The sequence below is a fragment of the Pseudomonas sp. GZD-209 genome (genome assembly GCF_049310485.1).
Classification (GTDB): domain Bacteria; phylum Pseudomonadota; class Gammaproteobacteria; order Pseudomonadales; family Pseudomonadaceae; genus Aquipseudomonas; species Aquipseudomonas sichuanensis.
The window spans coordinates 1-22,147 of record NZ_JBMOWQ010000142.1 but is presented as its reverse complement, the minus strand read 5'-3'; the positions used below and the strand labels follow the sequence as shown (position 1 = coordinate 22,147).

General features: G+C 64.4%; 16 protein-coding genes. 8 read left to right on the top strand and 8 right to left on the bottom strand.

Annotated elements, in window-relative coordinates:
• Nucleotides 1-8: 8 nt before the first annotated feature.
• From ACO6VM_RS16880 to ACO6VM_RS16870, 3 genes are all read right to left on the bottom strand, one after another.
• Nucleotides 9-953 carry a D-isomer specific 2-hydroxyacid dehydrogenase family protein gene (locus ACO6VM_RS16880; RefSeq protein ID WP_401060559.1) on the bottom strand — a complete coding sequence of 315 codons (945 nt, stop codon included), beginning with the start codon at nt 951-953 and terminating at the stop codon, nt 9-11.
• The gene (locus ACO6VM_RS16875; RefSeq protein WP_401060561.1) at nt 950-2,083 is read right to left on the bottom strand and encodes an acyl-CoA dehydrogenase family protein; all 1,134 of its coding nucleotides are present in this window, start codon (nt 2,081-2,083) and stop codon (nt 950-952) included. The genes ACO6VM_RS16880 and ACO6VM_RS16875 overlap by 4 nt, the downstream gene beginning before the upstream one ends.
• Before the next feature lie 256 nt (nt 2,084-2,339).
• Nucleotides 2,340-3,230: a LysR family transcriptional regulator gene (locus tag ACO6VM_RS16870; RefSeq protein WP_401060563.1), complete on the bottom strand. Its 891-nt coding sequence runs from the start codon at nt 3,228-3,230 to the stop codon at nt 2,340-2,342.
• Nucleotides 3,231-3,544: 314 nt separating this feature from the next.
• On the opposite strand from ACO6VM_RS16870, the gene ACO6VM_RS16865 reads away from it, so the two are divergent.
• The 3 genes from ACO6VM_RS16865 (at nt 3,545) to ACO6VM_RS16855 (ending at nt 8,685) form a co-directional block, all read left to right on the top strand.
• On the top strand, nt 3,545-4,507 hold the full coding sequence (locus ACO6VM_RS16865) for an ABC transporter substrate-binding protein (RefSeq protein ID WP_401060564.1): 963 nt from the start codon (nt 3,545-3,547) through the stop codon (nt 4,505-4,507).
• A 12-nt stretch (nt 4,508-4,519) separates the two neighbouring features.
• Nucleotides 4,520-5,470 (top strand): aliphatic sulfonate ABC transporter substrate-binding protein, encoded by a 951-nt coding sequence (locus ACO6VM_RS16860; protein WP_401060566.1) that lies wholly within the window; start codon nt 4,520-4,522, stop codon nt 5,468-5,470.
• A 785-nt stretch (nt 5,471-6,255) separates the two neighbouring features.
• Complete coding sequence (locus ACO6VM_RS16855; protein ID WP_401060568.1) at nt 6,256-8,685, top strand: TonB-dependent siderophore receptor; 2,430 nt, start codon at nt 6,256-6,258, stop codon at nt 8,683-8,685.
• 18 nt (nt 8,686-8,703) lie between these two features.
• Here ACO6VM_RS16855 and ACO6VM_RS16850 read toward each other — a convergent pair whose 3' ends face one another.
• The 5 genes from ACO6VM_RS16850 to ACO6VM_RS16830 are packed head-to-tail and all read right to left on the bottom strand — an operon-like array spanning nt 8,704 to nt 13,575.
• Entirely contained in the window at nt 8,704-10,224 is a 1,521-nt protein-coding gene (locus tag ACO6VM_RS16850; RefSeq protein WP_401060570.1) for an ArnT family glycosyltransferase, read from the bottom strand.
• Nucleotides 10,225-10,227: 3 nt separating this feature from the next.
• Nucleotides 10,228-10,500, bottom strand: a complete 273-nt coding sequence (locus ACO6VM_RS16845; protein ID WP_401060571.1) for a lipid-A-disaccharide synthase N-terminal domain-containing protein — start codon at nt 10,498-10,500, stop codon at nt 10,228-10,230.
• Nucleotides 10,497-11,240 carry a glycosyltransferase family 2 protein gene (locus tag ACO6VM_RS16840; RefSeq protein WP_401060573.1) on the bottom strand — a complete coding sequence of 248 codons (744 nt, stop codon included), beginning with the start codon at nt 11,238-11,240 and terminating at the stop codon, nt 10,497-10,499. Before ACO6VM_RS16840 ends, ACO6VM_RS16845 begins: the two co-directional genes overlap by 4 nt.
• A gap of 35 nt (nt 11,241-11,275) precedes the next feature.
• Nucleotides 11,276-12,250: an NAD-dependent epimerase/dehydratase family protein gene (locus tag ACO6VM_RS16835; protein ID WP_401060575.1), complete on the bottom strand. Its 975-nt coding sequence runs from the start codon at nt 12,248-12,250 to the stop codon at nt 11,276-11,278.
• On the bottom strand, nt 12,238-13,575 hold the full coding sequence (locus tag ACO6VM_RS16830) for a UDP-glucose dehydrogenase family protein (protein ID WP_401060576.1): 1,338 nt from the start codon (nt 13,573-13,575) through the stop codon (nt 12,238-12,240). Before ACO6VM_RS16830 ends, ACO6VM_RS16835 begins: the two co-directional genes overlap by 13 nt.
• A 572-nt stretch (nt 13,576-14,147) precedes the next feature.
• Between ACO6VM_RS16830 and ACO6VM_RS16825 the strand changes: the two genes are divergently transcribed.
• From ACO6VM_RS16825 to pgm, 5 genes are all read left to right on the top strand, one after another.
• Nucleotides 14,148-15,113 (top strand): hypothetical protein, encoded by a 966-nt coding sequence (locus tag ACO6VM_RS16825; protein WP_401060577.1) that lies wholly within the window; start codon nt 14,148-14,150, stop codon nt 15,111-15,113.
• A 43-nt stretch (nt 15,114-15,156) separates the two neighbouring features.
• Nucleotides 15,157-16,013 (top strand): IS5 family transposase gene (locus ACO6VM_RS16820; protein WP_401060578.1). Its coding sequence is split into 2 segments (ribosomal slippage): nt 15,157-15,495 and nt 15,498-16,013, totalling 855 coding nucleotides; the frame shifts between segments, so codons are not numbered across the junction.
• Nucleotides 16,014-16,401: 388 nt separating this feature from the next.
• Nucleotides 16,402-18,051 (top strand): VRR-NUC domain-containing protein, encoded by a 1,650-nt coding sequence (locus tag ACO6VM_RS16815; RefSeq protein WP_401060580.1) that lies wholly within the window; start codon nt 16,402-16,404, stop codon nt 18,049-18,051.
• Nucleotides 18,048-20,303 (top strand): helicase C-terminal domain-containing protein, encoded by a 2,256-nt coding sequence (locus tag ACO6VM_RS16810; RefSeq protein ID WP_401060581.1) that lies wholly within the window; start codon nt 18,048-18,050, stop codon nt 20,301-20,303. The genes ACO6VM_RS16815 and ACO6VM_RS16810 overlap by 4 nt, the downstream gene beginning before the upstream one ends.
• Nucleotides 20,304-20,382: 79 nt before the next feature.
• Nucleotides 20,383-22,020 carry a phosphoglucomutase (alpha-D-glucose-1,6-bisphosphate-dependent) gene (gene pgm / locus ACO6VM_RS16805; RefSeq protein WP_401060583.1) on the top strand — a complete coding sequence of 546 codons (1,638 nt, stop codon included), beginning with the start codon at nt 20,383-20,385 and terminating at the stop codon, nt 22,018-22,020.
• Nucleotides 22,021-22,147: the final 127 nt, after the last annotated feature.

Sequence of the window (22,147 nt, the reverse complement as noted above, 5' to 3'; positions counted from 1 at the left end):
TCCGGTAATCAGTAGCCGCGTGCGGTGTCGACCAGGTTGGCCAGGGGCGCCTGCTCGCGGTAGCGGTGGAAGTTGGCGATGAAGGCGTCGAGGAAGGCTGGGTAGCCGTCCGTGGAAATGGCCGAGGTGTGCGGTGACAGGAATACCTGCGGGTGGTGGTACAGCGGGTGGTCGACGGGCAGTGGCTCGGGCTCGGTGACGTCGAGGCTGGCGCGGCCGACCAGGCCGCTGTCCAGGGCTTGCAGCAGCGCCTGCTGATCGAGCAGGCCGCCACGGGCAATGTTGATCAGGTGCAGGCCGGGGCGGGCATGAGCCAGTACCTGGCGATCGATCAGCCCGCGGGTGGCGTCGGTGAGCGGGGCGGCCAGCACCAGGTGGTCGCTGCCGGCGAACAATTGCTGCAGGCTGTCGGCGCGCTGAACCCCCGGCACCTCGGCGATGGCCTGGCCGGGACGGCTCAGGGCCAGCACCTGCATGCCCAGCGCTACGGCCTTGCGCGCCAGGCTCTGGCCAATGCTGCCAAAGCCGAGGATGCCCAGGGTGCGGCTACGCACCGGGGCTAGCGGGGTCAAGCGCCAGTCGGCATCCTTGACCCACAGCCCGGGCAGTTGCTTGGCGGCGGCGAACACCAGGGCCAGGGCGAACTCGGCCACTTGCTCGGCGTTGGCGCCCTTGCCGCTGGTGACCGGTGGCCCCTGGAACACCCAGTCGGGATAGAAGTCGATGCCCGACGACACCAGTTGCACCCACTTCAAGTTCCACGGCCAGCCCGCTGGCGGGTTGTCGACCCGCTGCCCGCGCACGTTGACCGGGCGCAGGATGAACACATCGGCGGGCGCGTCGAGCGCCAACTGGCCGGGGGCGATGTCGAGGACTTCGTGGTCGGCCAGGTGATCGCGCAGGTACTGGTTGGCCTGGGCGTCGAGCTGGCTGGCGATGATCGAATGGCTCATGAGGATACCTGCGTCAGTGCGGTGCGGCCGACCTGGCCGAATACCACGTCGTCCTGTGGGGTGTGGATGCGGCTGCACAGCACATCGCGGTAGTGCCGTTCCAGCGGGTTGCGTCGCGACAGGCCGGGGTTGCCGGCAGCCTCGATGGCCAGCTCCACGGCCTGGATGGCATTGGCGCTGACCAGGTGCTTGATCTGCCCGGCATGGCGCGGGTCGACGTGCCCGGCGGCGGCCGAGTCGAGCAGGCTCTGGTTGGCGAACAACAGGGTGTCGATGCGCCCGAGCACGTCCTGAAAGCGCGGCAGGCTGGCCAGCGGCGCACCGAGGTTGGACGGCGTGCGCTGGCCGAGAAAGCCCACCAGCCAGTCGCGGGCGGCCCGGGCCACGCCGTCGTACACCGCCGGCAGCAGCACTGCCATCCACAGCAGCCCTTCGCCGTCGAGTTCGGCCCGTGGCGCGCTGGCCGGGCTGACGCTGACGGCATGGTCGAGGGGAATCAGCACGTCGTCGAAGCGCACTTCGTGGCTGCAGGTGGCGCGCATGCCCAGGTGGTCCCAGTCGTCGATGATGCGGATGCCGGGGGTGTCGCGGTGCACCAGGAAGCCGCCGACCAGCGGGTCGCTGTCGTCGCTGCGGCCCCACACCAGGTACCAGGTCAGGCCGTGGCTGCCGGTGGAGTAGATCTTGCGCCCGCTCAAGCGCCAGCCTTCGGCGGTGCGCCGGGCGATGGTGGCGGGCAAGCCGCCGCGGGCTGGGGTGCCAAGCTCGGGTTCGACGCGCAAGGCATTGATCAGCGCGCCGTGCTGCACCGCATCGCGGGCGACCTGCTGGCGCAGGTGCTCGGGCCAGCGGGCCTCGTCCTGCAGGCGGAAATGCTGCAGGTACTGCATCACCAGGATCAACGCGGTGGCCGGGTCGCCCTTGCCGACCGCGCCGATCACCCGGCGCGCAGTGGCAAGGTCGGCGCCACCGCCACCCAGGGTGCGCGGCACGGTAAGGGCGAGCAGGCCGTGGCCCTGCAGCAGCGCGAAGTTGTCATGGGGGAACTGCGCACTGCGATCGTAGCGTTCGGCATTGGCCGCCAGGGCCTGGGTGAGCTCGGCAAGGGCGCTGTCGGAAGGGTGACTCATGGGGGTTCATCCCTGAATGACGGTAGGTTGCTTAAGACCGTATTCGTATGGATGAGCGCTGTAAAAGTCTTTTTGGTTCTATGCTAATTATTTGTTTTTAGAATTTAGATTATTTGTTGTTATGCGCTTAGTGCATTTTATGATGATCCCTCTGTGGGAGCCGGCTTGCCGGCGATCACCGGCGAAGCCGGTGCCCGGCATTGCATCGCCGGCAAGCCGGCTCCCACAGGGGGATTGCAATGCGCTCCCTGTGATCTCAGCCCAACAACCGATGCCCTGCCACTTCACCAAACAATTCCACCGGCCCCTGCAGATTCCCCAGGTAGCGCGGGTGGAACAGCCACAGATCCACCTGCGGCTTGAAGTCAGTGACGTTGAGCACGTCGAGCGCATCGCGGTGGCGGCTGGCTAGCAGCAGCGGTTCGGGCACCAGCCCCAACCCTTGCCCACTGGCCACCAGGCCCAGTTGCAGCTCGGTGCCGAACGTTTCCAGGTTGATCGACAGGCTCAGCCCCTGTTCGCTCAGTGCCCGTTGCAGCCCGGCGCGAAAGCCACAGCCATCGGGGTTGAGCACCCAGCCGCGGGTATAGCAGTCCTTGAGCTTGTAGCTGCGCTTGGCGGCGCTGCCCTTGGCTGCCACCACCTTCAGCGGCATGCGCGCGATCGACTGGCTGGCGATGCCTTCGGGGAAGATCTTGCCAGGCGGGAACAGTGCGGCGGCGGCATCCAGCTCGCCATTCTCCATACGGGCGATCAGGCTGCTGCCCCAGCCGCTGCTGACTTGGGTGCGCAAGGGCGGATAGGCCTCGCGGATCTGCGCCAGGGCGTCGAGCAGCACCACATCGCCGAGGGTCTGCGGCACGCCCAGGCGCAGGGTGCCCGAGGGCGCGCCATCGTTGGCTACCAGCTCTCTCAACGAATCGATCTCGCGCAGGATAGCCTTGCACTGCTCATACACTCGCAAGCCCATGGGGGTGGGCTTGAGGGGCTTGGTGTTGCGGTCGAGCAGGGTGGCGCCGAGGTCTTCCTCGAAGTTCTGCACCCGGCGGGTGATGGCCGGTTGGGTCAATTGCAGGGCCTCGGCGGCGAGGTTGGTCGACTGGCAACGAATGACCGCGACGAAGGCGTCCATATCATCGATTTTCATATTCGGCGCTCACGCAAGAGAACGGAAAAAATAAGGTATTAGCATAATCTTGGTTCTATGTAATGCCACAGATTCCTGTAGGAGCGGCCTTGTGCCGCGATAGGGGCGCGAAGCGGCCCCAGTTTTCAGCTTCGCAACAAAAATCGCCGGGGCCGCTGTGCGGCCCTTTCGCGGCACAAGCCCGCTCCTACAGGTCATTCGGTGAATTTGCATATTAGGTTATTCCTAAAATCAATTTAATTTATCTGAAATTCCTCGTTAAAGTCGCCGCTACAGGGCGTGCGCCTTCGCCCGCCATCACACCGAGGAGTGCCATGTCCATTCGTTCCCACCTGCTGACCCTCGCCGCGGCCCTGCTGTTGGCCGGCCAGGCCAGCGCCAGCGAGCGCCTGACCCTGCGTATCGGCGACCAGAAGGGCAATATGCGCGCCCAGCTGGAGGCCGCCGACGCCTTGCGGGACCTGCCCTACGACATCCGCTGGGCCGAATTCCCCGCTGCCGCGCCGCTGGCCGAGGCACTGAACGCCGGGGCGATCGATGCTGGCATCATCGGCGATGCACCGCTGCTGTTCGTGCTGGCGTCGGGGGCGCCGGTCAAGGCCATCGCCGTGGACAAGTCCGACCCTTACGGCACCGCGCTGCTGGTGCGCCCTGACGCGCCACTGCAAAGCGCCGCCGACCTCAAGGGCAAGCGCATCGCCACCGGGCGCGGCTCGATTGGCCATCACCTGGCGCTCAAGGCACTGGACCAGGCGGGCCTGAGCGAGCAGGACGTGGAGTTTCGTTTCCTTGGCCCGGTGGACGCCAAGATCGCCCTGGCCAACGGTTCGGTGGACGCCTGGTCGACCTGGGAACCCTACACTGCGCTGGCCGAGCTGAGCGGGCAGGGCAGGGTGCTGGTGAACGGGCGTGGCCTGTCCAGTGGCAACAGTTTCCTTGCCGCCACCGACCAGGCGCTGGACGACCCGGCACGGCATGCCGCGCTGCAGGACTACCTCAACCGCCTGGCCGGGGCGCAGGTCTGGGCCTACCAGCATCTGGACAGCTATTCGCAGACCCTGGCGGCGATCATCGGCTTCCCCCAGGACGCCGCGCGCCTGCAGTTCGAGCGGCGTCAGCTGCGCTGGCAGGTGATCGACCCACAGACGGTGGCCGAGCAGCAGGACACCGCCGATTTCTACCAGGCCCACGGCTTGATGAACAAACGCCTCGATGTGGCGCCGACCTTCGCCCGTGGCTTCACCATTCCTGCCGCCAACCTGGCCGCGCAACCCTGATCAGGAGATCCCATGCCTTTGCAACCCATACGCCGGCTGGCCCTGGCGCTGCTGGCCAGCGCCTTGCTGCCAAGCCTGGCCAGTGCCGAACAGACCCTGCGCATCGGCTACCAGAAGTCCTCGACCCTGCTGTCCCTGCTCAAGGCTCGCGGTACCCTCGAGCAGCGCCTGCAGGCCGAGGGTATCCGCGTCAGCTGGCATGAGTTTCCCAGTGGCTTGCCATTGCTGGAGGCGCTCAACCTGGGCAACGTCGACCTGTCGGCGGATGTCGCCGACACCGTACCGGTTTTCACCCAGGCCGCTGGTGCCAAGCTCACCTACTTCGCCCGCGAAACCGCGTCACCCACGGCCCAGGCGATCCTGGTGCCGGCTGACTCGCCGCTCAAGACCCTTGCCGACCTCAAGGGCAAGCGCGTGGCGGTGACCAAGGCCGCCGGCAGCCATTACCTGCTGATCCAGGCCTTGGCCAAGGCGGGGTTGAGCTTCAAGGACATCAGCCCGGCGTACCTGATCCCTGCCGACGGCCGCGCCGCCTTCGAGAACCACAAGGTCGATGCCTGGGTCACCTGGGACCCGTATGTGGCCAGCGCCCAGCGCCAGCAGAACGCGCGCATCCTCGTCGACGGCCGCGAGCTGGCCAGCTACCAGCGCTACTACCTGGCCGGCAGCGACTACGCCGAGGCCCATCCGCAGGTGCTGCAGCAGGTGTACCTGGCCCTGCGCGAGGCCGGCGTCTGGACCAAGGCCAACCCGCAAGCGGCGGCGCGCATCCTCGGGCCGCTGTGGGGCAACCTGGACAGCGCCACGGTGCAGAAGGCCAATGCTCGGCGCAGCTACGACGTGCAACCGGTCAGGCTCGACAACCTTGACGAGCAGCAGCGCATTGCCGATGCGTTCTATCGCGAAGGTTTGTTGCCAAAGGCGGTGGATGCGCGGGCAGTTAAGGTGTTCGAGCCTGAGTGACCAGGCTTGTGCGATTTACGCTGGTCTTGGAGCAAGTCTCAAGACAGCTGAAGCGCCATTGGTGCCCACCTCAATACCGCGTCGTGCCAACAAGGCGGACCAGGTAATGGCACAGGAGAGACTGGCCCGAAACAAACGGTGGGAGCGGGTTTACCCGCGAAGCGCCGCGTGGGCGGCGCTCGATCTCATAGGCGCTGCAAAGACACCGGCAGGCACCTGGTGGCCTTCACCCAGTCTCCCGCCATACACTTGGTGGCCATTACCCAATCCTGATTACCCAGGGCCGGCGGTATGACGACCAAGGGCCTGTCTTAAAATCGCAAGTGGGCCACCAAGTGCATGGCGATAGATCTGCAGCGCTCTCAAGATCGAGCGCCGCCCGCGCGGCGCTTCGCGGGTAAACCCGCTCCCACCGTTTGTTTCGGGACAATTATGCCTGTGAAGGTACCGCTGCCCGCCTTGGTGCATGTCTCAAGACAGCTGAAGCGCCATTGGTGCCCACCTCAATACCGCGTCGTACCAACAAGGCGGACCAGGTAATGGCACAGGAAAGACTGGCCCGAAACAATTGTGGGAGCTGGCTTGCCAGCGATGCGCCGTGCGGGCGGCGCTCGATCTCACAGGCGGCGCAAACCTCCGGTCATGCCCAGGGGCCTCCAACACACAAAGGAATGTGCTTCAAACCACCCCGGAAAATTTATTCAACCCAAGCTGATACTTTTCCCTGCCTCGATTGGCAACAGGAGTGAACCCTCTCCTTATCCGGTAACAAGGACCCTCCTGTCATGCCTGTTGCAAGCCGTCCCCACGCCGAGCGTGCGCTCGCCACCGCAGTCCGTAACGCCTTGATGAGCCTGGCCCTGGTGGCCGGTGCCGCAGGCACCCAGGTGGCACTCGCGCAACCTGAAAGCGTCGTGGCCACCCAGGCCTACGCCATCAGCCCCGGCCCGCTGGGCCGCGTGCTGTCCAGCTTTGCCGTGGCCTCGCAGATCGCCTTGTCGTTCGAGCCGGCGCTGACCGACGGCTTGCACAGCGCAGGTCTCAACGGCAGCTACTCGCTACAGGACGGTGCCGCCCGCTTGCTGGCCGGCAGCGGCCTTGAGCTGGTGGCCCTGGGCAACGGCAACTACACCCTGGTCAAGCTGGCGCAGCAAGGCGATGGCCTGACACTCGCCGCCACCAACATCGAAGCCAACAGCCTGCGCCACGACAGCTTGCCGGAAGCCTTTGCCGGCGGCCAGGTGGCCCGCGGCGGCCGGCTGGGGATGCTGGGCAACAAGGACGTGATGGACACCCCCTTCAGCGTTACCAGCTACACCGCCAAGACCCTGGCCGACCTGCAGACGGTGACCGTGGCCGATGCGCTGGAGCGCGACCCGTCGGTGCGCTCTACCGGGCAGACCGGCGGCATTGTCGACTCGTTCTTCATCCGTGGCTTTCCGGTGGGCGAGGGCAACCTGGGTGAGCTGGCCTTTGATGGTGTCTACGGCGTTGCGCCCAACTACCGGGTATTCACCGAGTACGCCGAGCGCGTCGAGGTACTCAAGGGGCCCGGCGCCCTGATGTATGGCATCTCGCCCAACAGCGGTGTCGGCGGCGTGATCAACATCGTGCCCAAGCGCGCCCTGGCCGAGGACCTGACGCGCTTCACCGCCAGCTACAGCTCGGACAGCCAGGCCGGTGGCCACCTCGACATCAGTCGCCGCTTCGGCGAGGACAAACAGTGGGGCGTGCGTTTCAACGGCAGCATTGCCCAGGGTGACACCGCCATCGACAACCAGCAGCGTGCCCTGGATATCGGCGCCATCGCCCTGGACTACAAAGGCGAGCGCCTGCGCCTGAACCTCGATTTCATCAGCCAGAAAGAAAAATGGGATGCCGCCTCGCGGCCCTTCACCGTGGCACCGGGCATCGACGTGCCGTCGGCCGCCAATGGCCGTACCAACCTGCCCCAGGACTGGGGCTGGTCCAACACCCGTGAGCAATCCGCGTTGCTCGGCGGCGAGTACGACCTGAATGACTCCTTGACCGTGTTTGCCCATGCCGGCGGCGGCAAGGCCGATGTAAAACGGATGTCCGACCAGGTGCCGAGAATCCTCAATGCGGCCGGCGATACCAGCAATATCCCCGGTTACTACAAGTTCAACGTCGACCGCTCCACCGCTGATGTGGGCCTGCGCAGCCTGTTCGAAACGGGCCCGGTCAACCACACCGTGACGGTCATGGCCACCCGTTATCAGGACGAGATGTCCCGCGGCATCAACAACGGCACGGCGATCCTGTCGAACATCTACCACCCGGTCGATGTGCCCAAGCAGCACATCAATGCACCGAAGGTCTTGCGCATTTCCGAGTCCGAGCTGAGCGGCCTGGCCGTGACCGACACCCTGGCAGTGCTCGATGACCGGCTGCAGCTGACCCTGGGCGTGCGTCGGCAGGACATCGAATCGCGCAACTACAACGCGGCCGGCGCGGTGTCGTCGCGCTACGACGACAGCGCCACCACGCCGGTGGTCGGGGTGGTGGTCAAGCCGTGGGAGAACGTCTCGTTCTACTACAACTACGTCGAGGGGCTGAGCAAGGGCGACATCGCGCCGGCCACGGCCGCCAACGCCGGCGAAGCCTTCGCGCCCTACACCAGCAAACAGCATGAGCTGGGCGTAAAGTTCGAACGCGACAGCTTCATGACCACCTTGGCGCTGTTCCAGATCGAGAAACCCAGCGGCGAGCTGGGTGCCGGCAACCAGTTCTCGGTACAGGCAGAGCAGCGTAACCGTGGCGTCGAGCTGAGCATGTTCGGCGAAGTCAGCCCGGGTGTGCGCCTGATGGGCGGCGTGACCGCGATGGACGGCAAGCTGACCGACACGGCCACCGCCGCCAACAAAGGCAACAAGCCGGTGGGCGTGCCTGAACTGCAGGCCAACCTGTGGGGCGAGTGGGATACACCGTGGCTGGCAGGCTTCACCCTGACCGGTGGCACCATCTACACCGCCAGCCAGTACATCAACCAGGCCAACACCCAGGAGCTCGACGCCTGGACCCGCTTCGATGTCGGTGGCCGCTACACCACCCGTATCGACGGGCGCCCGACGACGTTCCGGGCGACGGTGCAGAACGTATTCGACCGTGAGTACTGGTCTGGCGTCGCCTCTTATGGTGCGATCTCGCCCGGTTATCCGCGCACGCTGCTGCTGTCTGCCACGGTGGATTTCTGACCCTGCGCCGAGCCGGTCTCAGGGCTTGTAGCCCCAGGCAAATCGGTAGACCTGTTTGGGGGTGGCCGGCTGGCATTGGCCGGTGTCGGCATCGGCACCCACCACATACCACTCGGCGCGCGAGGTATCGCCCAGCTTGCGCGCCTTGTCGGCACCGAAGCAGCGGCCCAACTCGGTCGCCGGCAGCAGGGCGAACGCGGCGGGGTGCTGGCGCAACCAATAGACGGCCGTGTCCGCGGAGGAGTGGCTGGCGAAACCGAAGTGCACGATCGGCTGGCGGGCGAACAGCCAGTGCCCCTCGCGCCAGTTGACCAGCACCAGTTCGGCGCCGCCGGTGGCACGGGCGGCATCGACCATCAGGGTTTCGTGGGGGTTGCGGCCCTCCTTGATCGGCTCGACCAGGCCGCGCACGAACCACAGGCAGAACCACACCACGGCGACCAGGGTAAACACCTTGCGCCAGCCCGGCCGGCGCTGGAACCAGCGCTTGAGCAACCAGGGCAGCAAGGGTGCGATGGCCAGCACCAGGCCGGGCAGCGCCGGGAAAATGTAGAGCTTGCGCTTGCCGCTGCTGAGGCTGAAGAACAACAGCACCAGTGCCACCCAGCCGAGCAGCACCAGCAAGCGCCCGTCATGCTTGAGCAGTTGCCGGCGCCAGGCCGGTACCAGCCAGGGCAGGGCCAGCACCAGCGGCAGCCAGTACTTGGGGATGACCTTGGCGAAGAAGTACCAGAACGGCTCGCGGTGGTCCCAGGCATTGGCATAGCGGTTGGCGGTCTGGCGCAGCAGGATCTCTTTCAGGTAAGCCAGCTCTGCCGCGCCGCCGCCATGGGCGATGGTCACCAGCAGTGGCAGCAGCCACACCGCGCAACCGGCCAGCAGCCACAGCAGCCCCAGGCTCCAGCGCCAGCCCTGGCTAGGCATGGCCACCACGCCCCGCCAGCGCCGATGCACGGCCCAGGCATAGGGCAGCAGCATCAGCGCCGGGACAAAGCCCACACCTTTGCTGATGATGCCCAGGCCCATGGCCGCGCAGCCGGCATAGAACCAGCCCCAGGCCGGGCCCAGCAGCAGGTGGCGAAGCAAACCGTAGAAACCCAGCGCAACCCACAAGGCGAGGAAACTGTCGATCTGCCCGGTACGCAGGATGCTGTAGCTCTGGTAGGTCGCCAGGAACAGCAAGGCGGCGATGCAACCGATGCGCTTGTTCCACAGGCGTCGGCCCAGGTCGTACAGCACCGCAGTGGTGGTGGCTGCCGAGAGCAGGCCGGGGAGGTACAGGGCGACCTTGGGCAAGCCGGTCAAGGCGCTGAACAAGGCCACGGTCCACATGAACAAGGGCGGTTTGTCGCCGTAGATTTCGGCGGCGCGGTGCGGGATGAACCAGTTGCCGCTCTGCAGCATTTCCAGGGCGACACCGAGGAAGCGTTCTTCGTCGACGTTCATCGGCTGGCGCCAGCCGATGCCGGCACCGACCAGCAGCAACGCCAGGGCGACCAGCGCCAGGCATTGGGCGCTTGGGGTTGTGAACCTGGGCAAGGGCTATTCCTTCTGCTCTTTGAGCCGGGCGATCAACTGCAGGTTGCGCAGGTAGACCAGAAAACCGAAGGCCTGGCCGATGATGAACACCGGGTCCTGGCGGTAGATGGCATAGATCAGCAGCAAGGCGCTGCCGAGCATGCTCAGGTACCAGAAGCCCACCGGGATCACGCTGCGGCGTTGGTACTCGCTGTACAGCCACTGCAGCACGAAACGGCCGGTGAACACGGCCTGGCCGGTGAAGCCGAGGATCAGCCAGAGGGTTTCGCGGGTCATCCTTCGAGCTCCTGTGGGCGGGTGTCCAGGCGGCTGCGACGGATCAGCCACCAGACCCCGAACAGGTCGAGAATGCCGACCAGGGCGCGGTCCAGGTTGCCGTATTTGGAGGTGCCGGCGTGACGTGGCCGGTGGTTCACCGGGTGCACCAGCATGCGGCCGTTGTGGCGCAGGATCAGCGCCGGGATGAAGCGGTGCATATGGTCGAAATAGGGCAGGCGCAGAAACGCCGCGCGCTCGATCAGCTTCAGCCCGCAACCGGTATCCGGGGTGGCATCCTTGAGCAGGCGGCTGCGCAGGCCGTTGGCGAAGCGTGAAGCCCAGCGTTTGCTGGCGGTGTCGCGGCGGTTGACCCGATGCCCGGCCACCAGCTTGATGCCACCGGCCAGGTCTTCGCTGGCACGCACCAGCGCGAGCATCCCAGGGATATCTGCCGGGTCGTTCTGGCCGTCGCCATCCAGGGTCGCCAGCCAGCGACCACGGGCCGCCTGGGCGGCGTGCCAGAGCGAAGTGCTCTGGCCCAGGGAGCGTTCATGGTGGAGGATGCGCAGCTGTGCAAAGCCCTGGGTACGCAGCTGCTGCAGCACGACCAGGGTCGGGTCGCTGCTGCCGTCATCCACCACCAGCACCTCGTAGCGCTCGCCTTGCAGCGCGTTGCGGATTTCCGCCAGCAACGCCGGCAGGTTTTCAGCTTCGTTCTTTGCCGGAATCAGTACCGAAAGGTCGATCTGTTCAGTCATCGGGCCTACCTGTGTTCTTGTTGTGAATGCGTGGTTCAGATCCGGTAGAAGTCCCGGTACCAACTGACGAATTGGCCGACGCCGTGTTCCAGCGAGACCCTGGGGGTGTAGTCGATCCAGTGCGCCAGTGAGCTGATGTCCGCCCAGGTCTCCAGCACGTCGCCGTCCTGGAAGGGCAGGTAATCACGCGTTGCCGGGATGCCCAGGGCCTGTTCCAGGCACTCGACGAATTGCAGCAGCCTGACCGGCTGGCCGCGGCCGATGTTGAACAGCTGGCAGGGCGGTTGCCCTGCGGCCGGCTGTGGTGGTTTGCCGCGCAGGCGCTGGATGCTTTCGACGATGTCGTCGATGCAGGTGAAGTCCCGTGCCATCCGGCCGTGGTTGTAGACCTCGATGGGCCGGCCTTCGAGCATGGCCTGGGTGAACTTGAACAGCGCCATGTCCGGGCGGCCCCAGGGGCCGTAGACGGTGAAGAAGCGCAGGCCGGTGGCGGGGATGCGGTACAGGTGCGCGTAGGTGTGCGCCATGAGCTCATTGGCGCGCTTGCTCGCGGCGTACAGCGAGACCGGTTGTTCCACCGGGTCGTCGACGCTGAACGGCAGCTTGGCGTTGGCGCCATACACCGAACTGCTGGAGGCATAGATCAGGTGGCCGGTGGGGTGTCGGCGGCAGGCTTCGAGGACGTTGAGAAAACCGATCAGGTTCGCCTGGCCATAGGCCCCTGGGTTGTCCAGCGAATAGCGCACCCCGGCCTGGGCCGCCAGGTGGATGACCTCACTGAAGGGCTGCCTGGCAAACAGCTGGAGCAGGGCGTCCGGCTCGGCGATGTCCAGCCGCTGGAAGCGGAAGTTCGGCCAGCGGGCCAGTTGTTGCAGGCGCGCCTGCTTGAGCTCGACGCTGTAATAGCTGTTGAGGTTGTCGATGCCGACCACCTCCAGGCCTTCCTGGCACAGGCGCTGGGCGAGGTGAAAGCCGATGAAGCCGGCGACGCCGGTGATCAGTACGGGCATGGCGGCTGCACCTGGCCACGGCCGATGCCGTAGTAAGTCAGGCCGGCGGCGGCCATGTGCTCGGGCTCGAACAGGTTGCGCCCGTCGAACACCACCCGGTCGGCCAACAGCTGCGGCACCTGGTCCAGGTTAAGCACCCGGTAGTCCTGCCACTCGGTGACGATCACCAGCGCATCGGCGCCCTGCAGCGCATCGTCCTTGCACGGCACCAGCTGCAGGTCGGCACGCTCGCCGTAATGCCGCTGGATCTCCTCCATGGCCTGCGGGTCGTGGGCCTGCACCCGGGCGCCGGCGGCCCACAGGGCTTCGAGCAGGACCCGGCTGGAGGCCTCGCGAATGTCATTGGTATTGGGTTTGAACGACAGCCCCCACAGCGCGAAGACCTTGCCGCGCAGGCCATCGGGGTAGTGCCGGGCGATCTTGGCGTACAGCCGGTTCTTCTGGCGCGCGTTCACCGACTCGACCGCGCGCAGCAGTTGCGGCTCGAAGCCTTCGGCTTCGGCGCATTTGCTCAGGGCCTGCAGGTCCTTGGGGAAGCACGAGCCGCCAAAACCGCAGCCGGGGTAGATGAAGTCGTAGCCGATGCGCGGGTCCGAGCCGATGCCACGGCGGACCATCTCGATATCCGCGCCCAGGTGCTCGGCCAGGTTGGCCATTTCATTGATGAAGGAGATCTTCGTCGCCAGCATGCAGTTGGCGGCGTACTTGGTCAGCTCGGCGCTGCGCGCATCCATGACCATGAGCTTTTCCCGGTTGCGGCTGAACGGCAGGTACAGTTCGCGCAGCAGCTCAAGCTCGGCCGGCCCGGCGCCACCGATGATGATGCGCTCCGGGCGCATGCAATCGTCGACCGCCGAACCTTCCTTGAGAAACTCCGGGTTGCTGATCACCCGATAGTGCTCGGCATTGGCGACCGCCTGGCTGATGCGCGCCTTGATGCGGTCGACCGTGCCGACCGGCGCGGTCGACTTGTTGACGATGACCTTGGGGTGATCGGCATGTTCAAGAATGTTGTCGACCACCGCGAACACGTGCTTGAGGTCGGCGCTGCCGTCGGCCTGGGGCGGGGTGCCGACCGCGATGAACAGCAATGGGGCGAAATGGGTCGCCCTGGCGGCGTCGGTGGTGAAACTCAAGCGGCCACAGGCCAGGTTCCTTTTCAGCAGTGACGCAAGGCCCGGCTCGTAGAGGGGGCAAAGGCCCTGGCTCAAGGTGGCGATCCGCTCGGCGTCAACGTCCATGCACAGCACCGAATGCCCCACCTGGGCCAGGCATGCCGCCTGGACGAGGCCCACATAACCCGTACCGAAAACCGTAACCTTCATCTCGCAGCTCCATGACCGAATCCGGGCAGGCCGTTACCCATGCCGAGGTACCTGGTGAGCAGGCTGAAAAAAAATGTCACAGTCTTGTTTAAGGTTTGTTACTGCACCCGGCGTACGGCGGGTTACCAGGCGCGCGAAGCGTCGGCGGCCAACAGAATTTGAAATGGAGAGTAATGAAATTAAGGACTTAGATGCGTGTGAGAATTGAACCTGAACTGACAAGTCCCATAGAAACTGAAACGCTCGTTCAGGAGGGGTGAGTAAATCTAAACCAGAAAGTCCCGCGCTGCGGTGTTATAGCTCAGGGGAATAGCGATATCGCATGCGTGGCGAAAAGAGTCTGCCTAGTGTGGTATTTCTAAAACACCACACTAGGGGCAGTGACGGCGTTCTCTGTAGGGGAAGAAAATGTGTTTGCTGCGGATGCCGTCGTGCTGGCCTATTCTAGCGTAAGGATGGAATGGGACTGCGGTTCCCAAATTGCGGCACACGCGAAGCTTTGGGGGCTAAAAATGTGTCACAGCCCATTGTTTATACTGGTGACTCATTAACAATATATTGAGGCTGAGTGAATGCTTGTTGTTTCTTTGCTGTTTTTTTATTGTTTTCTTCCAGGTTTTTTGGGGGTATTTATGAACGTGTGGGCGTCACCATCCAAGCGCCTTTGGTGGGCCAATAATGTAGTGGGCATGAAGACATGGGATCAGCGGCAATTTGCGGCCACTGCCTTTGTGGCTGCATGTATCGTCTTCTGTCTGGCGGGGTTGATGGTGATCTCAGGGCTCAAGTTCAATATTGTTTTTGTCTTTGTAGTGCTGTTAGCAGCTTTCTTTACCGGCTTTTTATATTTGTGTGTTTACTGGAAAATAGCTGATTTGCCCGGTAGGTATGGCGCGGCCTTAAAGTTGCTGTTGGTACCGGCGGCGTTAGTCGTGGGGACGGTTTCGAAAATTTATGCCGATGCTGCTATTGCCGAATACACTGGTATTGCTCCTCAGGCCCTTCCTAATGCACAGATAGTATTAGCGTTGATCTTAACTCCGATGGTATGGTTTGGGGGTGTTTCATTGGTCGTAGGCTATATAAGCATCCCACTTTTGCCAATCATGCTGCTGGTGAATATTTTTCGTGATTGTCGCAGAAAAAGAAGCGGGGATGCCACTAATCCTAATTTTGACAATTTGGCCATCATGGCATTGGCTTTTTGTGCAATACTGTTGTTGCTGCTGGCTGAAAGTGTTTTTAGCAAAAGCGTCTATGAGCCGTTTTTGAAGCGGGCCGTTGCTTTTTCATCTTTTCATTTGCCTACAACTTATTGTGGGCTTCCGGAGGTTGATGATTTGTATGTTGCTCCATTGGCAGACGGTCGCGCACTCTTGGCTATACCAGATGAAAAAATGGTCTATCGGTTTGTTCCAGTTCTTTGCAGTACGAAGACTCAAAGTGGGGATGAGACGAAGAAACTTCTTTTAGATTTTTCGGCTTTTAGGCTCTGTACGAAATCCCGAGAAACCCAATCGCCGCGCTGCGAACGCTGAGGTTTTGTAGAGTCCCACGCCATCGACGGAAAGGAATTCTGTGATGGCAAAGCGTTATGAACTCTCGGACGAGGCCTGGACTGTGGTCGCCGATCTTTTCACTGAAACCCATAGTCGGGGGCGGCCCCGCCTGAGCGACCGCCTGATGCTTGATGGCGTGCTCTGGGTGCTCTGTTCGGGCGCTGCGTGGCGAGACATGCCCGAGCGCTTCGGACCTTGGTCAACGGTGTATCAACGGTTTCGCGGCTGGCGAAATCAGGGGACGTTCGATCAGGTGCTCAAACGCTTGCATCTGAGACTGAATGAGGAAGGCTTGATCGATCTGCAAACCTGGATGATCGACTCAACCGCAGTACGCGCAACCCGAGCCTCAACTGGCGCTCGGAAAAAAGGGGGCTTGACGAGCCTGCCGATCACGCTCTACGCCGCAGTCGCGGCGGCCTGACAACCAAAATCCACATGCTCTGCGATGCCAACGGAACTCTGTTGCGCTTCCTTCTCTCTGGCGGTCAAGCCAGTGATATCAGCTACGCCCAACCACTGTTGGATGGGGTCAGCATTCCGTCGAGCCAACGAGGCCGCCCGCGTAAACGCTGCAAATGGCTATTTGCCGACAAGGGCTACGACGCTGAAGCGCTACGCCGCTACTGCGACCAATATCGAATGCAGCCCGTCATCCCGATGCGCTCAATGAAGCGCAAACCCAAGCCTGGCTTACCCAGACTGTTTGATCGGCCCAAGTACCGACAGCGCAACATCATCGAGCGCATGTTTGGCTGGCTGAAAGAGAACCGCCGCATCGTGACACGCTTCGACAAACTCGCAAAAAGTTATGCCGCTATGGTCTCGCTTGCTTGTTCCATGCGGTGTTTGCGACATCTCTTTTCGTACAGAGCCTAGAGACAGCCAGGGTCGCCAGTGGTCTCACCGACGGGTTGCCGTTCGATTTAAATGTCGAATGAATTTCTATGTAGAGCGGCCCGCTTGGTCGTTGATCAGGTGATAGCTTTAATTTTGCAAGCCTGCTGGGTTGTGCTGGCATCGACAAGTAGGCCTTTAACGCAGGCTAAAGCCTGTGAGGCAGAGTTCCGTAAGGATCCTTTAATCACCATAGCGTGACACTTTCAAGATTGAAAAAATGCAGCCGCCCAGGCATACCGGGTTCATTCCAATTTTTGCTGACCTCATTTTATTTTCTATTGGCCGACGACGGCGACCCACGGCACTTGCTTAGCCCTGAGGTCTGTATGTATAACCAGTGTCCATTTCCCGCGCCCGATCCCGCACCGTGATTGCCCATTCCGTCGATGACCCGTTCTACTACCTGCACAACTTCCGCCAGGTGCTGAACTGGGTCGAACAGCGTTACGCCGACCTGCTCGATGCCCACGAGCACGGGTTCATCCGCGCCTTCGTCGGCTTGCCGGCGCCTGCCCAGGCCCTGTTGGTGCGCATGGTCATGCGCAAGGGCGAGCTGTTTCGCAGCGACAAACTCAATTACGACGAGATCGGCGATACCGACAGCGCGCTGGCCCCCTTGCTGGGCCTGGGCTGGGTCGATGCCGAGGCGCCGCTGACGCTGGAGCAGCTGTGGCCGCTGCTGCGCAAGGACGAGGCACTGCACTGTTTTGCCGGGCAGCTCAGCCGGCCCAAGGCGGGCAAGGCCGAACTGCTGGCGCAGTTGCAGGCCTTGCAACTGGCGCCGCGTTCGCTCGCCGCGTGGTACCCCGATTGCCCCACACAGATCATCCACTGGCGTTTGCAGCCGCTGTGCGACCGCCTGCGCCTGCTGTTTTTCGGCAACCTCTACCAGGACTGGTCGGAGTTCGTCCTCGCCGACCTTGGGCTGTTGCGCTACGAGCAGGTGGCCTTCGCAGAAGACTCGCGGGCCCTGCGCCAGCGCAGCGAGGTCGAGCTGGCCATGGCCCTGCACCAGTGTGGCGAACGCCTGGAGCAGGGTGAGGCGCCCGCCACGCTGCTGGCGACGCTCGACGGGCTGGGCAGCGACAACCCCTGGCTCGCCCGGCGGCGGGCGCGGCTGCTGTTCAATCTTGGGCAGCACTGCGAGCGTTTGGGCGAATGGGACCTGGCGCTGCAGGTGTATGGCGATTGCGCCCACCCCGAGGCACGTATCCGCCAGGTGCGGGTGTTCGAGCGCAGCGAGCAGTGGCCGCAGGCGCACGCGCTGGCGGCCGACATGGCGGCGGCGCCGGCCAACCCGCTCGAGCGTCAGGCCCTGGAGCGCATGCTGCCGCGCCTGGCGCGCAAGCTTGGCGGGCCGGCGCAACCCCGTCGGCGCAGCGATGCGGTGCAGGTGATCGAGCTGGAGCTGCCGGCCGAGCTTGCGGTTTTCGGGGTGGAGGAGGCGGTACGCCGGCACCTGGAGCAGGACGGCGGCGTGGCCCACTATGTCGAGAACACCCTGTTCAACAGCCTGTTCGGCTTGCTCTGCTGGGACGCCATCTTCGCCCCGTTGCCGGGGGCGTTCTTTCACCCGTTCCAGAGCGGGCCGCAAGACCTGCACGATGGCGACTTCCAGCAGCGCCGCGCGGCGCTGTTCGAGCAGTGCCTGGGGCGGCTCGACGATGGCAGCCATGGGCAGGCGATCCGCGCCTGCTTCGGCGCCAAGCAGGGCCTGCAGTCACCCTTCGTGTTCTGGCAGATGCTCGATGAACCGCTGCTCGAGCAGGCCCTGGCGTGCCTGCCCGCCGCGCACTTGAAAGCGTGCTTTGTGCGCCTGTTGCAGGATATCCGCAACAACCGCGCTGGCATGCCCGACTTGATCCAGTTCTGGCCCGACGAGGGGCGCTATCGCATGGTCGAGGTCAAGGGCCCGGGTGACCGCCTGCAGGACAGCCAATTGCGCTGGCTGGCGTTCTGCAAAGAGCACGGGCTGCCGGTGGTGGTCTGCCATGTGCGCTGGCAGTCGGTGCCATGAGCTACACGGTAGCGGTACGCGCCCTGTGCGAGTTCAGCGCCAAGGTGGGCGACCTCGACCTGCGGTTTACCCCGTCCCCGACCGCCCAGGAGGGCATCGCCGGCCATCGCCGGGTGGTGGCTCGGCGTGCTGCCGGCTACGAGGCCGAAGTGGCGCTGGAGGGCGAATACCAGGGCCTGCGTGTGCGCGGCCGTGCCGATGGCTATGACCCGGAGGGCAACCGCCTGGAGGAGATCAAGACTCACCGTGGCGACCTGGCCCGCCAACCCGACAACCACCGCCAGCTGCACTGGGCCCAGGCCAAGGTGTATGGCTGGTTGCTGTGCCAGGCGCGGCAACTGACGGACATCGAGGTGGCGCTGGTCTACCTGGATATCGACAGCGACAGCCAGACGGTGATCAGCGAGCGCCACAGCGCCGCCGATCTGCAGCAGTTTTTCCATGCCCAGTGCCAGCGCTTTCTCGCCTGGGCAAGGGCTCAGGAGCTGCGCCTGGCCGAGCGCAACCGTGGCTTGCAGGCGTTGGCGTTCCCCTATCCAGAACTGCGCCATGGCCAGCGCCAGTTGGCCGAAACCCTGTACAAGGCGGTGAGCACCGGCCGCTGCCTGATGGCCCAGGCCAGCACCGGCATCGGCAAGACCCTCGGCACCCTGTTCCCGCTGCTCAAGGCCGTGGTGCCGCAGCAGTTGGACAAGCTGTATTTCCTCACCGCCAAGACCCCGGGCCGTGCGCTGGCCCTGGATGCCTTGCGCCAGCTCACCCGTGACGGCACCCAGCCGGCCCTGCGCACCCTGGAGCTGATTGCCCGCGACAAGGCGTGCGAGTACCCCGAGAATGCTTGCCATGGTGAGTCCTGCCCGTTGGCCCGCGGCTTCTACGACCGCTTGCCGGCGGCGCGTGAGGCGGCAGCGGCAGTGCCATTGCTCGACCGCGCGGCCCTGCGCGAGGTGGCCCTGGCACACCAGGTGTGCCCGTATTACCTCGGCCAGGAAATGGCGCGCTGGGTCGACCTGCTGGTGGCCGACTACAACTACTACTTCGACGCCCATGCGCTGTTGTTCGGCCTGGCCCAGGCCAACCAGTGGCGCACGGCAGTGCTGGTGGACGAGGCGCACAACCTGGTCGAGCGCGGCCGGCAGATGTACAGCGCCAGCCTCGACCAAGGCCAGTTGCAGGTGCTGCGCCAGGCCAAGCCGATGGGCCTTGGCAGTGCGCTGGACCGGCTCAACCGCCAGTGGAATGCTCTGTACAAGGCGCAGGTGGCGCCGTATCAGGCCGGCGAGCAGTTGCCCGAGGCGTTTCTGCGCGCGCTGGCGCAGTGCATCGGGCTGATCCAGGAGCGCATGAACCAGGCACCCGCCGAAGTGGAGCCCAAGGTGCTGGAGTTCTTCTACCAGGCGGCGCAGTTCAGCCGTATCGCCGAGCTGTTCGATGAGCACTTCCTGTTCGATATCAGCCTGCGCAATGGCCCGCGCGGCCGGCGCCTGGCCACCCTGTGCCTGCGTAACGTGGTGCCGGCGCGCTTGCTCGGGCCACGGATGAGTGCCGCGCGCAGCGTCACGCTGTTCTCTGCCACGCTCAACCCCCGGCACTACTACAGCGACCTGCTGGGCATGCCGGCCGACACCGCTTGGCTGGAAGTGGCCGCACCCTTTCGCGCCGAGCAGCTGGAGGTGCGCATCGTCAGTGAAGTGTCCACCCGTTACCAGCAGCGCCAGGCCTCGCTGGCGCCGATCGTCGAGCTGATCGCCGCGCAGTACGCGCGTCAACCCGGCAACTACCTGGCGTTCTTCAGCAGCTTCGAATACCTCGAGCAGGTCGCTCGGCTATTGGCCGAACGCCACCCTGGGCTGCCCCAGTGGCGCCAGGCGCCGGGCATGGACGAGGCGGGGCGCGAGGCCTTCCTGGCGCGGTTTGTGGCTGACGGGCAGGGTATCGGTTTCGCCGTGCTCGGCGGTGCCTTCGGCGAGGGCGTCGACCTGCCGGGTACACGGCTGATCGGCGCCTTCGTCGCCACCTTGGGCCTGCCCCAGGTCAACCCGGTCAACGAGCAGTTCAAGCAGCGCCTGGGGCGGCAGTTCGGTGCCGGTTTCGACTACGCCTACCTGTACCCGGGTGTACGCAAGGTGATCCAGGCCGCCGGCCGGGTGATCCGTGGCGACCAGGACCGTGGCGTGCTGCTGCTGATCGACGAGCGCTTCGCCGAACCCCGGGTGCGGCAGATGTTTCCCAGCTGGTGGCGATACGCCTGAACGCGCCCATCGCCTGGCGTTGAAACTCCCAGTACACTTCGCGTTCCAACCCCAACATTCGTTGCTTTCGAGGTTTCGCATGACGCTCAGTCCTTTGGCAGGCAAGCCGGCTCCGGCCAGCGTGCTGGTCGATATCCCCCGGCTGTTGACCGCCTACTACACCGGCCGCCCCGACGCCGCCGTGGCGGCCCAGCGCGTGGCCTTCGGCACCTCGGGGCACCGGGGCAGTTCGTTCGAGCTGAGCTTCAACGAGCATCACGTGCTGGCCATCACCCAGGCCATCTGCCTGTACCGCCAGGAAAAGGGCATCGACGGCCCGCTGTTCATCGGCGCCGACACCCACGCGTTGTCCGCCCCGGCCGCCGCCAGCGCGCTGGAAGTGCTGGCCGCCAACGGCGTTCAGGTACGGCTGAGCAAGGACGACGAGTACACCCCCACGCCCGCGGTGTCCCACGCCATCCTCTGCCACAACCGTGGCCGTACAGCGCAACTGGCTGACGGCATCGTCATCACGCCGTCGCACAACCCGCCGCAGAGCGGCGGGTTCAAGTACAACCCACCCAATGGCGGCCCGGCCGACAGCGACGTGACCAAGTGGATCGAGGCCAAGGCCAACGAACTGCTGGCGGCCAACCTGGCCGGGGTCAAGCGCATGGATTACCAACAGGCGCTCGAGGCTGCGACCACCCAGCGCCATGACTACGTCAACAGCTATGTCGCTGACCTGGAAAACGTCATCGACTTCGACGTGATCCGCGGCGCCAACCTGCGCCTGGGCGTCGACCCGCTGGGCGGCGCCGGGGTGCGCTACTGGTCGGCCATCGCCGAGCGCTACCAGCTGAATCTGGAAGTGGTGAACACCGAGGTCGACCCGACCTTCCGCTTCATGTGCGTCGACTGGGACGGCCAGATCCGCATGGACCCGTCCTCGCCGTACGCCATGCAGGGCCTGATCGGCCTGCGCGAGCGTTTCGACGTGGCCTTCGCCTGCGACCCGGACCACGACCGCCACGGCATCGTCACCGCCGACGGCCTGCTGCAACCGAACAACTACCTGGCCGTGGCCATCGACTACCTGTACCGCAATCGCCCGCAGTGGCGCACAGACGCCGCGGTCGGCAAGACCGTGGTGTCCAGCGGCCTGATCGACCGCGTCACTGCCGCACTTGGCCGTGAGCTGTACGAAGTGCCGGTGGGCTTCAAGTTCTTTGCCCCGGGCCTGTTCGACGGCTCTTTGGGCTTCGGTGGCGAAGAAAGCGCCGGCGCCTCGTTCCTGCGCAAGGACGGCTCGGTCTGGGCCACCGACAAGGACGGCTTGATCCCGGCCCTGCTGGCCGCCGAGATGACCGCCCGTACCGGTCGTAATCCGAGCCAGATCTACGCCGATCTCACCGCCAAACTGGGCAAACCCTACGCGACCCGTGTCGAGGCCAAGGCCGACCTGCGGCAGAAGGCGGCGCTGAGCAAGCTGGCGCCGGAGCAGGTCAAGTCCACCGAGCTGGCCGGTGAGCCGATCGAGCAGATCCTCAGCCATGCCCCGGGCAACAACCAGGCCATCGGCGGCCTGAAAGTGATGACCGCCAACGGCTGGTTCGCCGCGCGGCCGTCCGGCACCGAGGACATCTACAAGATCTACGCGGAAAGCTTCATCGACGAGGCGCACCTCAAGCGCCTGGTAGAGGAAGCCCAGGTGCTGGTGGACGCGGCGATCGCCTGATCGGCAAAGCTGCTAGACCTAGTTAGCTAATGGGGCTGCTCCGCAGCCCTTCGCGGGTAAACCCGCTCCCACAGGATTTGCGCTCGCAGTACCTGTGGGAGCGGGTTTACCCGCGAAGGGCCGCAGA

Bases quoted from the DNA above. Each gene is read 5' to 3' on its own strand.
- ACO6VM_RS16880 (WP_401060559.1), bottom strand. From the start codon at position 953: ATGAGCCATTCGATCATCGCCAGCCAGCTCGACGCCCAGGCCAACCAG.
- ACO6VM_RS16875 (WP_401060561.1), bottom strand. From the start codon at position 2,083: ATGAGTCACCCTTCCGACAGCGCCCTTGCCGAGCTCACCCAGGCCCTG.
- ACO6VM_RS16870 (WP_401060563.1), bottom strand. From the start codon at position 3,230: ATGAAAATCGATGATATGGACGCCTTCGTCGCGGTCATTCGTTGCCAG.
- ACO6VM_RS16865 (WP_401060564.1), top strand. From the start codon at position 3,545: ATGTCCATTCGTTCCCACCTGCTGACCCTCGCCGCGGCCCTGCTGTTG.
- ACO6VM_RS16860 (WP_401060566.1), top strand. From the start codon at position 4,520: ATGCCTTTGCAACCCATACGCCGGCTGGCCCTGGCGCTGCTGGCCAGC.
- ACO6VM_RS16855 (WP_401060568.1), top strand. From the start codon at position 6,256: ATGCCTGTTGCAAGCCGTCCCCACGCCGAGCGTGCGCTCGCCACCGCA.
- ACO6VM_RS16845 (WP_401060571.1), bottom strand. From the start codon at position 10,500: ATGACCCGCGAAACCCTCTGGCTGATCCTCGGCTTCACCGGCCAGGCC.
- ACO6VM_RS16840 (WP_401060573.1), bottom strand. From the start codon at position 11,240: ATGACTGAACAGATCGACCTTTCGGTACTGATTCCGGCAAAGAACGAA.
- ACO6VM_RS16835 (WP_401060575.1), bottom strand. From the start codon at position 12,250: ATGCCCGTACTGATCACCGGCGTCGCCGGCTTCATCGGCTTTCACCTC.
- ACO6VM_RS16830 (WP_401060576.1), bottom strand. From the start codon at position 13,575: ATGAAGGTTACGGTTTTCGGTACGGGTTATGTGGGCCTCGTCCAGGCG.
- ACO6VM_RS16825 (WP_401060577.1), top strand. From the start codon at position 14,148: ATGCTTGTTGTTTCTTTGCTGTTTTTTTATTGTTTTCTTCCAGGTTTT.
- ACO6VM_RS16810 (WP_401060581.1), top strand. From the start codon at position 18,048: ATGAGCTACACGGTAGCGGTACGCGCCCTGTGCGAGTTCAGCGCCAAG.
- pgm (WP_401060583.1), top strand. From the start codon at position 20,383: ATGACGCTCAGTCCTTTGGCAGGCAAGCCGGCTCCGGCCAGCGTGCTG.